Here is a 12051-nt window from a genome sequence, read left to right on the forward strand (position 1 = left end):
AAACGGCTCCCAGAAGATGTGGGGTACAAAAAGGCTCGGAAGCCCATCCGACAACGCACCCCGTCCGACGGTCCTTCAAGACCGTCGAATCCATGCCAGGCAACTGGCCGTGGCGAACGTCCTTACACGTCGATTTCGCTGGCGTCTTCGGCGCGGTCCATGATGAACCGAAAGCGTGCCGATGCGTCGCGGCCCATCAAGTCGCTGATCGTGCGGTCGGTTTCCAGATGGTCGTCGATCTCGACTTTCAACAACGTTCGCTTGGTTGGATCCAGGGTCGTGTTCCAAAGCACCTTCGGCATCATCTCGCCCAAACCTTTGAAACGCGTGATCTCCGGATTCGCCCGTCCCTGGTGTTTGGCCAAAATGCGTTCGCGATCGTCTTCGTCAGCCGCCCAAAACGTTTCTTTGCCGATGTCGATTCGGTACAGCGGGGGAACCGCAATGAACAGGCGACCGTCAGCGATCAACGCGGGCATGTGCCGGTAAAAGAAGGTCAGCAACAGCGTCGTGATGTGGTGACCATCGCTGTCCGCATCAGCCAACAAAATGATTCGATCGTAACGCAAATTTGCGAGGTTCAGTGAGGGCCCGATGCCGCACCCCAGCGACGCGATCATGTCTTGGATTTCTTTGTTGTCGAGGATCTTTTTCAGGGTGGCCGACTCGGTGTTCAGCACCTTCCCACGCAGCGGCAGGATGGCTTGGCAATTTCGGTCACGGCCTTGCTTGGCACTGCCGCCTGCGGAGTCACCTTCGACGATGAACAGTTCCGATTTTCCTTTGCCACCCGAGACACAATCCGACAATTTGCCGGGCAGCATCGTTCGCTTGGAGCCACCTTTTCGCGAAACCGCTTCACTGGCGGCCCGTGACGCGGCGCGGGCTCGGGCCGCGGCGACGATCCGAGCGATGACGGCATCGGCAACCGACGGGTTGTTGTTGAGCCATTGCTCCATCGCACTCCGCACACCGGATTCGACGATCCCGTGGGCTTCCGGGTTGTTCAACCGGTCTTTCGTTTGGCCTTGGAACTGAGGTTCCGCCACAAAGATCGAGACGATCGCAATCAAACCTTCGCGAATGTCCTCGTGTGTGATCTTGACCCCGCGAGGCGTCAGGCTGTGCGTGTCGACATGATTGCGAACGGCTTTGACCACCCCGCCTCGAAAGCCATTTTCGTGGGTGCCGCCGCTGCCCGTTGGGATCCCGTTGACGTAACTGCGAACGTGTTCGTCGGTCGACTCGGTCCACTGCAAGGTGACTTCCACCCGGTCGTCGGCATCGACACGGTAGGTGAACGGGGTTTCGTGAATCGTCCGAGCCTCGCGTTCCTTGATGACCTTCCCGAGGTAATCCACGATGCCGTTTTCGTGCAGAAACGTCTGGCGAGTCTTCGCAACTTCGTCGATGTACGTGACCTTCACACCACGATGCAAAAAACTGGCCGTTTCCAATCGCTGCTTGATCGTGTCCCCGTTGAATGTCGTTCGTGGGAAGATCGTCGGATCTGGGGTGAACGTGATCGTCGTTCCCGTTCCACGAATGGTGCCGCGAAGTTTCTGCAACTTCGAGGTGGCCTGACCGCGGCAGAACGTCATCCGGTACTGAGCCCCGTTGCGTTTGACAACCGCAATCAGTTCTTTGCTGAGCGCGTTGACGACCGAAGCCCCGACCCCGTGCAGACCACCGGATGTTTTGTAGTTGTCGCCTTCGAATTTCCCGCCCGCGTGCAGCACGGTGAGCACCATTTCCAGGGCCGACTTCTTCGTCTTGGGGTGCTTGTCGACCGGGATGCCGCGACCATTGTCGCTGACCGAAACGGTTTGCCCGTCTTTGTGAAGTGTGACAGTGATTTCGGATGCGTGGCCGTTCATGGCCTCGTCCACCGAGTTGTCGACGATCTCCCAGATCAGGTGATGCAAACCAGTGGATCCCACTCCACCGATGTACATGCCGGGACGCTTGCGCACAGGCTCGAGGCCTTCCAGCGCGGTGATGTTTTTGGCGTTGTATTCTTTCGGTGCAACGGACATGCAGATGAGGCGTTGAAAGTCGAAGGGGTGGGTGAAGGTATCAGCCTCGGCGGGTTGCCAAGGCGATCGGAATGGCAGTGTGCCGCAGCGTCAGTCTTCGAAGACGGGTGGTGGTTCGATCGGATCGCGAACGATTTCGGCAATTTTGCCGTTCTTCTGCAGTTCGATTCCGCGACCACCCCGCGACGTTGTGCGGTACTTGACCGTCGAAATCGTCTTTTTAGCGCCACGGTTGGTCACCACGTTGAGCAGATCCCTGTCCCCGGTGGAGGGTTTGAATCCAAGCAATTTGTCGCTGGCGGCGAGTTTCAATAGCAGCACACCTTTGCCGGCGCCGGACAAGTAATTGATCTCATCGGCTGGGCAAACCATGGCTCTGGCGTCCGCTGAAACAGCCAACACCGTTTCCGTCCCGGTGATCGGCACCACATCCACGACGCTGGCCCCTGGTTTCACTCGTGCGAACTTGCGTCCGGCGCGGGTCGAAGGTTCCGCGAAGGGCTGCAAACCAAACCGCAGGGCATACCCGTCCGTGGTCGCGGCCAACCCATGAATCGCGGGGTAGTAATTCCCCTTGGGATCTTCGCTGATGTCGCCAAGAATTCTGGGGTCCATCGACAATGCTGCAATGATGTGCTCGCCGTCTTTGAACTTGAACAACTTTTGAATCGGTTCGCCGAAGCCGGTGGAGGCGGGGATGTCGATCATGCGAGCGGTGTAGCAAACGCCCAAACTGCTGAAGCAGGCGATCGTCGTGCGGGTGTTGCCCGAGACACAAGCCAGCACCGCGTCTCCTTGTCGGAGGCGACTCTTCGAGGGATCCGCGATTTGCTTTTGCCGTTTGACCCATCCGTCGACGGTGACCATGACGTGGCAATCTTCGGCGACGATGAAATCCTCTTCGGTGTACTCCACTTCTTCGGTCGGCACGATGAGAGCGCTACGGCGTCGTCCGTCGGGCGTGTTGCCATATTCAGTGATCAGCGATTGCAACTCGCCCTTGATGATCGCCCAACGTCCCGAGGAGGTGTAATCGTCTCGGTCGTCGGCCAACAGCTTGTTGATTTCATCGACGCGTTTGCGTTTCTTCTTCAGTTCGTCCAGCACCACGTTGATTTCCAAGCGTGCCAAACGATACAGCTTCAATTCCAGAATCGCATCGGTTTGTTCCGCGTCCAAGCCATTGGAGGCTTGCACATTTCGACGTGACTTGCCCGCTGCAATTTCCTTGACCGGGAATCGCTTCATGATCTTTTCGGCGGCGTCGGCTTTGCCTTCGCTGCTGCGGATGATCTTGATGATTTCGTCCAACGCATCGAAGATCAATGCGAAACCTTCGAGGATGTGAATCCTTTTCTCGAGGGCTCGCAATTCGTTGGTGAGTCGCGCGGTCAGCACGTCCAAACGGAAATGCAAGAAGTACCACAGAATCTCTTTCAAACCGAGTCGTTTGGGAGCACCGACTTCGGGGTTCTCGGTGGGCGTCAGACACGTCAGGTTGACGTTGAAGTTGGTTTGCAGGGGTGTGTGCTTGTAAAGATACGCCAGCACTTTGTCTGCATCGGCGTTCTTCTTCAGCAGCAGATCGACTCGGATGTCTTCTGTTGAGAGGTCGCGGACTTCCTGAACCAGTGGCAGTTTGCTGCTGTAGACCAGTTCCGCGATGCGTTCGACCATCGCGGCTTTGTTGACACCAAACGGAATCTCGGTGATCCGAAGGGTGTCGCCGGTTCGGGACTTCTCGGCGACTTCGGCAACCCCACGCAACTTGATCGTGCCCGTGCCGGTGGCGTAGATCTCACGCAGTTCCTCTTTGGTGTTGGTGATGTGCCCGCCGGTGGGAAAATCCGGTCCTTGAATCGCATCACCGGCGACCAGTTGGTAATCCTTGATGTCCGGATTGGCCAGCAACTTGAGCAGCGCGTTGCAAACCTCTTTCAAGTTGTGCGGCGGAATGTTGGTCGCCATCCCGACCGCAATTCCGGTCGCCCCGTTGACCAGCAAGCTGGGGACGCGAGACGGCAACACAACCGGTTCTTCTCGCGTGCCGTCGTAGTTCGGCTTGAACGCCACGGTGCGGCTGGAAAGATCCGCCAGAACCTCCGAGGCGATCGGTGTCATGCGGCATTCGGTGTACCGCATGGCCGCCGCGTTGTCGCCATCGATGCTGCCAAAGTTGCCGCTGCCGTCGATCATGGGCATCCGCAACGAGAACGATTGGCTCATCCGAACGAGCGCCTCGTAAATCGAACTGTCACCGTGGGGGTGGTAGTTCCCCATCACGTCGCCGACGACCTTGGCACACTTTCGGTGCTTGGCCGACGAATCGAGTCGCTGCTGCGACATCGTGTACAGAATCCGCCGCTGGACCGGTTTGAGGCCATCGCGGACATCCGGTAGCGCACGGCTGGTGATGACCGACAGCGAGTAGTTCAGGTAGCGATCTTGAGCCGCGAATCGAAGTGGGATGTTTTCGATGGCAGCCAGCAGCGACTCGTCAAACGGGTCCACTTTGCCTCGTTTGGAGCGACTGTTCTTGGCCGAACTGGAGCGACTGGATGCAGAATCGGAGGGTTTGCGACGTTTCGCCACGCGGAATCAACCTAAATCGTTGGGGACGTTTGGTGTGAGGGGATGAAATGCAGGATCGCGGATGAGGATGCGAGTTTGGGGGTTATAGCGACCACGGGGTTGTTAGCGAAACCGCGGATTGCCGCGTTTGAATCGCGTCGGTCGTCGATTGGGATTGAAAAAGCTGGTCCGAGTTGGGCGAACCGTGCCTGCTGGGCGAAATCCCCCGCCTTTCACGATCATCATGCCGCATCAGTATCGGCTGTTTTTGTTTCCAATTCGCGTCGAAACCAAATCCCAGACAACTGGTCCGTCGTCGTTCGAGGAGGAACGCAAGATGAAGCGAAATTGGAAAGCAACCGTGGCGACGGTCCAAACCATTGCCACGCAAATCACCCGCCGCTCACGCACCCTGGCTGCAATCGCCATCGGAACAGCCAGCGTCACGCTGTTTGCTCCCGCCGCGATGGCGCAGGGCGAGCACATCGTCAGCTCACGCGTCGTCAGCGACACGGTGGTCGGAACCAGTGACTCCGGCCCCGCCACAGGCGGATGCGCCAACGGCGATTGTGGCGGAGCGTCCGGAGGTGAAACCGGCGTTCAAGGACGCGAGTACGGACAGCCCGACCTGTTCTACAACTACTACACCCAGGGCCCTGCCAACGCCGCGAACGCTCAGATGTTCGTGTCGCCTGTGCCGGTTCCTCCCAATGTTGGGAGCACCTACCTGACGTACCAGCCTTTGTACCCCAACGAAATGCTTTATTGGCACAAAGACCGCTACCACAACTATTATGACAATGGTCGTGGTATGAACCGCACGCGAGCGATTTACTACAGCCCGCCGGTTCGCCAAGCCGCCAGCAATTTCTACTGGAACACGTTGCGTCTGCCTCGCTGATCCAGCCTCTGGCAACGCGAACCTTTCGCGAAACTGACTCCCCCCGTCCGTTCTTTGCAGCGGAATGTTGTTGCCAAAACCACCGTCCTCGAGGACCCCCGAGCTATGAAACGCATCGTCCTTTGTCTCGCCGCCTTGGCTGCTTTCAGCGGCTTGGCCGGTTCATCCGAACAAGCCCAAGCGGCTGACCCGTACGCGGTGACCCAGGTTTGGAACCACAACTTTGCACAAACGCGTGCTTGGCACAGCAATTACTACTACGCCCCGAACGGGCAACCGACCGCGATGGTCGTCCCCCCAACCGCTCACCTGCGGCAAACGTATTCGTGGGGCGTCAGCCAAAATACGAACCACCCGATTTATCACCAGTACGGTCGCAATGCTAGCACGCCAGGTGCAGCGGCACCGGGTCGTTTTCAGGCGACACCGAACTGGCCCAGCCACACCGATCAATTCGGTTTGAACTACGTTCGCGCCCCTTGGTGAGTTGAACGCAGATCGAACAAGCCATTTTGAAGCAGCGGACGAATACTTCCGCTGAATCAATGCAACACATGACGGGACGGTGTTCCCGCTGAATCAGCTCGTCCGGGGCTGATTTGGCGGAGGCACCGTCTCGTTTTTTGCGCGCGGTAAGAAGTTCCCGCCCGGGACGCTTCCACAGCATGCAGGCGCCGTCTCAATCAGAACAACCGCCATAGTTCACGCACGCCGCCTGGAATCCCATCCCAACCGGACGGTTGTTCACTGAGCTCGCCGCATCGATCGTGAGAGCGTCCTAGGCTTCAGAGTCACAATCCAGCGATTGCGTCCTGAACGGTGTTGGCCGCCAAAGGCGGGGACAGGGATCATGCACCCACCCCCACTTTTGCCACCATGTTCCCAATTGATACACAGACCAGGCATCGAAAAGTGGACCAAACAGGCCGACTTTGCCGATGAGAAGGTTGCTGGATTGAGACGCATGCGTTTTTCGTCTCACTCATTCAAATCTTCTTTGGTTCGTCATGGCTCGCTTGCAATCATCGATCGGATTGGTCACCGGAACCGACATCGTCGGGACGGTCGATCAATTGATGGCCATCAGTGGACAACCTCGCGACCGCCTGCTCGCGAAAACAGAAGAGCTGCTTGGTCAACAACAACAAATCGCCTCGCTGACAGCGTCTGTGATTGGTGTCCAACTGTCTGGCGATGCGCTCGGCTCGTCGGCGTTGTTCAGCAGCAAGAACGCGACTTCGTCCAATGACGATGCGTTGTCCGTGTCGACTCGCGACGAAGTCACCAACGGCAACCACCTGATTCGCACGCTCCGGACGGCCGCCACCCACAGTGTCGCTTCCGCGCAGAGTTTCAGCTCGTTCGATGAGGGGTTGAGCCTGTCGGGTTCGCTCACGATCAAACCTAGCGGGTTTGTTGACACCAAGGTCAGCCTGTCCCAGCTCAACAATGGCTTGGGCGTCGAGGGCGGTTCAATCCGCCTGACCGACCGCAGTGGAACGTCCGCGGAGGTCGACCTTTCCCAAGCTCGCACCGTCGACGATGTGCTGCAAGCGATCAACGACGCTGACGTTGATATCCAAGCCACGACATCTGGCGGAAAGATTCAACTGATCGATCAGACGGGCCAAACGCTCAGCAATCTGAAAGTCGAACAACTCGGAACCGCGGAAACCGCCGCTGACCTCGGCCTGCACGGAATTGATGTGGCCGCCAGCACCGTCGACGGCCACGACATTCCGATGCCCGACGGGGTGGAATCACTCAACGGAGCCAGCCTGTCGCAATTGGGCGGTGGCAACGGGCTGGGCACCCTGACGACTCTGGACATTCAAACCGGCGACGGCAGCACGGCCAGCGTCGATCTGTCCGGGGCAACCTCGCTCAACGAAGTCATTGATGCAATCAATGGCAGTGGACTGGACGTCATCGCTCGAATCAACGACGCCGGCAACGGACTCCGCCTGCGTGACGTCTCTGGCGGAGCCGGCACGTTCGAGATCAGTGCGGCGGATGATACCGCTACCAATCTCGGCATCGCCGCCTCAACCACCGATGACATCGTGGTTGGCGAAGACCTCAACTTTCAATCGGTGACGGTCGACACCAAACTGTCCGAATTGAACGCTGGGGCAGGCGTCGGCTCCGGCAGCTTCACCATCCGAGACAGCAACGGATCCACTGGCGGGATCAACTTGGCCGTTGACGAGATTGAAACGATCGGCGACCTGATCGATCGAATCAATTCCTTGGAGATTGGTGTCGAAGCCGCGATCAACGAAAGCGGTGACGGCGTCGTGATCACGGACACCGCTGGCGGTGCATCCACACTCAAGATTGAAGACACCGGCACCGGAACCGTCGCCGCCGGTTTGGGATTGGCGGGCACCGCTGCCCCGGGCGAAAGCATCGCCGGCAGCGAGTCCATTTCGATCGAGATCACCGAAGACGACACGCTCGAATCAATCGTTGAGAAGATCAATTTGTCGGATCGCTACGCGGACGCATCGATCGTGTCGAACTCCGACGGTTCGTACGGGTTGCAAATCCGAAGCAAGCAGGGCGGCGACGCAGGACGGATCTCCGTCAACCTGGAAGGGATCGACCTGAATCTACGGACCGCCTCGAAAGGCCAAGACGCTCTGCTGTCGATCTCGACCGACGGCGGAACCGAACGTTTCTTGACATCGACCGACGGTGTGTTTGAAGACGAAATCAGTGGGCTGAATCTGACCGTCAAGGAATTGTCAGACGATCCCATCAGCGTCAACGTGGACGACGATCACGACACAATCGTGTCCGCCATCACACGATTTGCAGATCAATACAACAAACTGATCGACAACATCGAAGAAGTGACGTTCTTCGATGCGGAAGCCAACGAAGTGGGACTGCTATTCGGATCCTCCGAAACCTTGCGGATCCAAAATGGGTATTCGCGATTGCTGACCGGAACGTTGCCGTCGAGCAGCGGCGACTCCATTCGCTCGTTCAGTCAAATCGGCGTGCGGATCGATGAGAACGGCCAACTGCAAGTCGACGAAACCAAATTGAAGGCCGCCTTGGAAACCGACACGGATGCCGTGGAAGAGTTCTTCAACAAAACCAACGACGAGGATGAGAACATCGGCATGGTGGGCCAGTTGAAGAACCTCGCCGACACCTACGCCGGCGTGGACAACGGCATGTTGATTCGCAAAACACAGACTTTGTCGGATCACATCGAACGCAACGATGACCGGGTGGATTCCATGAACACTCTGTTGGACGCTCAACGAGAACGATTGCTGAGCCAGTACTACGCGATGGAAGAAGCCATCGCCAAGATCCAGGCCAACACCTCTTCCATCAGCAGCATCGAGTACATCGGCCCGGTTGGCTCCGAGTGATCAGCTCCGAGTGATCGCCAACGGAATGCCCGGCAGCCTGCCGTTCAACGGCGGTGGAGCATCACCACGACTCTTGCCGCAATCGCTTCGCTGCGTCCGACTGCGTCGACTCCTTCTCCGGTCTTGGCCTTCAAACCAACCTGCTCGACGCTGGTTTGCAACATCTCCGCTAGCGTTTCCCGCATCGAGTCAATGTGCGGTGCCATCTTGGGCTTCTGCGCTAGGATGACCGCGTCGAGGTTGTTGATTTGGTACCCCGCCGCCTGCACTCGCCGGAGCGCTTCGACGACAAAGTCGCGGCTGTCTCGGTCCCGGTTGACTTCGGCATCATCCGGGAACAACCGGCCGATATCAGGTCCGGCGATGGCTCCCATCAACGCATCGGTGACGGCGTGCAGCAAGACATCGGCGTCGCTGTGACCGATGGCATGAAAATCCCCGGGAATTTCAACACCACCGACACGCAGTGGACCGCTTTCCCCCAGCCGATGTGAGTCGTACCCCAGTCCAATTCGAAAGGCGAGGGATGGAGAACTGGTCATGAAACAATCCGTCGGAGTACCGGAAACGAACGGGCAACAAGGGTCCAAGCAACCGAGCGCCGGGCTCAGCCAAAGTGGGCTGGCGTCCAGCAGCGGACCATAAATTCAACGGTATCACCTGATTCGACAAGCCGCCAACGCAAAACAAATCCTTCTGAGGCACCGGGAAAGCGGCCAAACACGTACGGCACTTGGTTACCGGGAGATGATCGAGGTTGGGTGGAATATCGACGTGGTTGGCAAGTCGCCGATTGGCGCTAGCCTGGGCTGTCAAAACTTGAGGGTTATCACGAACAATACGGCGATAATTTTGGTTCTGTCCCACGCCCCAACGGGGCAGCGCTATAATAGCCCCAGGCATCGCCTGGGGTTTCGTGACGGAGGCTCCATCGCGAGCCCCAACGGGGCGGCCCTAACAGAGAATCCCCCAAAAACGCTAGGGCCGCCCCGTTGGGGCTTTGCAATTTTGGTCCCGCCATAAGCCAGGGCGTTGCCCTGGGCTGTCATAGGTCTGCCCCCTTGGGGCGGAGTCGTGGAACAGAACTTGCGCAAACCGATACGCTCCACAACACCAAGCATTTCGCAGCCCAGCGGTAGCCCACGGTTACCGAAAACGAACCGGACGCGATCGCGTTCCGGCTGATTGAATCAACAGCCTGTGGCGCGCCGGGTTCGTATTTTGACTTGCAACGAAGGAGGAAACCTGCCTGCTCAATCCTGAGCATTCACTCTGTCACCCGCGTGCAGCGAACCGACCGGAATCATTTGCCGCAGTCCAATCGACCTGCGGATGAAGCCGAATTTCGTCCACACACGCCCCCTAGGAATCTCGGGGGCCTTTCAATGCAGTTGAGACGACTCGGTCCTCCACGGGATGGAATCCCCAGGGGCCGTCACCCGAATCCTAGTTGGCGAACAAACCATCGCCCGAGTTCGTGCGTACGTCGCGAACAAGGAACCTCCTGAACGAATGTTTCTTGCCGGGGCCAGCCCCTGCGAATCGACGGGCCCTTTCAATGGACGGTCCCACCCTTTCGCGATCACGCTCGATTTGGTGTGCTTTCGCGTCCCATCGTACGTTTTCCCTTCCTCGGTCTTTCGCATGCTCGCTTTCTCGAACCAATCTTCTCGACGGTCACGCAGGCTAGCAACGGCCCCGATTTTGATCGCCATGTTCTTGACGGCTGGACTGGGCGTTCCCGCTCTGACGGGCTGGGTTGATCCAGCCACGGCGCAGGAATCCGGAGCCAGCTCGGACGAGGATGCCCACGACCACTCTCACGACGACGCCGCCCAGACGCAGCAGGGCGTTGACGGTGGCCGAGTCAAAGACGATCCCGAGATGATCGCCAAGACCTTGGCGGAGATGCCCGACGATGTTCGCAAAGAGGCCGAGGAGATCTATGCGAAATTTCGTTCCACTCACCATGAGTTGCTGGCATCAATGCTGGAACTTCGCAAGATTCACATTCGATACAACAACGACATCGATCGCAGCCGGGAAGCCTCGAAAGCATTTCGGGTTCAGCAACACAAGACATGGGACCTGATGCAGGAGCAGATGGAAAACTCGGTCAAGGTTTTTCGATTGCTGCCCAGTCCTGAAGCGGCCAGCTACATGGTCACAATGGTCCAGCACCATTTCGACAACGACATCTACGATCTCGCCACCTTCGAAGCCGCGGCGAGATTGATTGATATCGGCCAGAACTATCGCTACTTGTTTCTGACCGCTGCGCGGGCGGGAATCGCCAACGGCAACTTCGAGACCGCTCGCAAGGTCTACGAATCACTTGAACAGGACGAACTGGAACAGGTTGACCTGGCCAACAAGCACTTCCTCGATGCATTGGAAAAGCAGTACAAAGAAGAACAAGAACGGATGGAGAAGATCGATCGGGATTCGCTTCCACAAGTTCGCCTGACCACCACTCGCGGTGATGTCCTGATCGAGCTGTATCCCGAAGAAGCTCCCTCGACGGTGGCCCACTTCATGAAGCTGGTGGAAGACGGGTTCTACGATGGCCTGGACTTCACCCAAGTCGTTGCCAACATGCTGGCGATGTCAGGTGACCCGGCCGGAGACGGACGCGGCAACAGCGGCCAATTCTTGATCGATGAGCACACCAACGAGAACTCGCATCATGTTCTCCGGGGTTCGGTGGTGATGGCCAAGATCCCCATGGGCGAAGGCCGCTTCATCGAAAACTCCGCCAGCTCACAAATCGCCATTTTCTTCTTGCCCGTCGCCGTGGCCTCCAGTCACCAGACCGTCTTCGGAAGGGTCATCGAAGGCATGGACCGCGTCAGCGCGATGCGCCGCCGCGATCCATCGAAGAGTGACGAGAAGAAAATCCAGTTGCCGCCCGATGCGATCATCTCTGCTGAAGTCGTTCGCAAGGGGCCAGATCTGCCTGAACCCAACTACGTCGATATGCAGGCAGAATTGGAAAAAGCGGAAGCAGCCGGCCTGATCAAACTGAAAAAGCCGAAGGAATAGGCCAACATTTGATCGAATTGCCGTTCACCGCGGCGGCATTGTTGGCCCCTTGGTTTCGACTGGGTTAAACTGCACGCTGCAGCAGTGGCGGCCTCGCGTCTCTGTCCCCGCC

7 protein-coding genes are annotated in these 12051 nt (G+C 57.9%); 4 read left to right on the forward strand and 3 right to left on the reverse strand.

Translation table 11 applies throughout. The features are described from left to right. Window positions 1–122 precede the first annotated feature (122 nt). The gene (locus tag RISK_RS24455; RefSeq protein ID WP_047816954.1) at window positions 123–2036 is read right to left on the reverse strand and encodes a DNA gyrase/topoisomerase IV subunit B; all 1914 of its coding nucleotides are present in this window, start codon (window positions 2034–2036) and stop codon (window positions 123–125) included. A gap of 90 nt (window positions 2037–2126) precedes the next feature. Beyond that, on the reverse strand, window positions 2127–4628 hold the full coding sequence (locus RISK_RS24460; RefSeq protein ID WP_047816955.1) for a DNA gyrase/topoisomerase IV subunit A: 2502 nt from the start codon (window positions 4626–4628) through the stop codon (window positions 2127–2129). A gap of 316 nt (window positions 4629–4944) precedes the next feature. On the opposite strand from RISK_RS24460, the gene RISK_RS24465 reads away from it, so the two are divergent. From RISK_RS24465 to fliD, 3 genes are all read left to right on the forward strand, one after another. Beyond that, window positions 4945–5508, forward strand: coding sequence for a hypothetical protein (locus RISK_RS24465; protein WP_236696657.1), 564 nt, complete (start codon window positions 4945–4947; stop codon window positions 5506–5508). 105 nt (window positions 5509–5613) lie between these two features. Further along, window positions 5614–5994, forward strand: coding sequence for a hypothetical protein (locus tag RISK_RS24470; RefSeq protein WP_047817041.1), 381 nt, complete (start codon window positions 5614–5616; stop codon window positions 5992–5994). 521 nt (window positions 5995–6515) lie between these two features. Then, complete coding sequence (fliD, locus tag RISK_RS24475; protein WP_047816956.1) at window positions 6516–8897, forward strand: flagellar filament capping protein FliD; 2382 nt, start codon at window positions 6516–6518, stop codon at window positions 8895–8897. A gap of 44 nt (window positions 8898–8941) precedes the next feature. Here the strand turns inward: fliD and ispF are convergent, their stop codons facing one another. Next, the gene (gene ispF / locus RISK_RS24480) at window positions 8942–9439 is read right to left on the reverse strand and encodes a 2-C-methyl-D-erythritol 2,4-cyclodiphosphate synthase (RefSeq protein WP_047816957.1); all 498 of its coding nucleotides are present in this window, start codon (window positions 9437–9439) and stop codon (window positions 8942–8944) included. 1171 nt (window positions 9440–10610) lie between these two features. On the opposite strand from ispF, the gene RISK_RS24485 reads away from it, so the two are divergent. Next, window positions 10611–11939, forward strand: a complete 1329-nt coding sequence (locus tag RISK_RS24485; RefSeq protein WP_236696658.1) for a peptidylprolyl isomerase — start codon at window positions 10611–10613, stop codon at window positions 11937–11939. Window positions 11940–12051 lie beyond the last annotated feature (112 nt).

The organism is Rhodopirellula islandica, from assembly GCF_001027925.1.
GTDB classification, from domain to species: domain Bacteria; phylum Planctomycetota; class Planctomycetia; order Pirellulales; family Pirellulaceae; genus Rhodopirellula; species Rhodopirellula islandica.

Coding starts and splice junctions, on each gene's coding strand:
- RISK_RS24455 (WP_047816954.1), bottom strand. CDS start 2,036: ATGTCCGTTGCACCGAAAGAATACAACGCCAAAAACATCACCGCGCTG.
- RISK_RS24465 (WP_236696657.1), top strand. CDS start 4,945: ATGAAGCGAAATTGGAAAGCAACCGTGGCGACGGTCCAAACCATTGCC.
- RISK_RS24470 (WP_047817041.1), top strand. CDS start 5,614: ATGAAACGCATCGTCCTTTGTCTCGCCGCCTTGGCTGCTTTCAGCGGC.
- fliD (WP_047816956.1), top strand. CDS start 6,516: ATGGCTCGCTTGCAATCATCGATCGGATTGGTCACCGGAACCGACATC.
- ispF (WP_047816957.1), bottom strand. CDS start 9,439: ATGACCAGTTCTCCATCCCTCGCCTTTCGAATTGGACTGGGGTACGAC.
- RISK_RS24485 (WP_236696658.1), top strand. CDS start 10,611: ATGTTCTTGACGGCTGGACTGGGCGTTCCCGCTCTGACGGGCTGGGTT.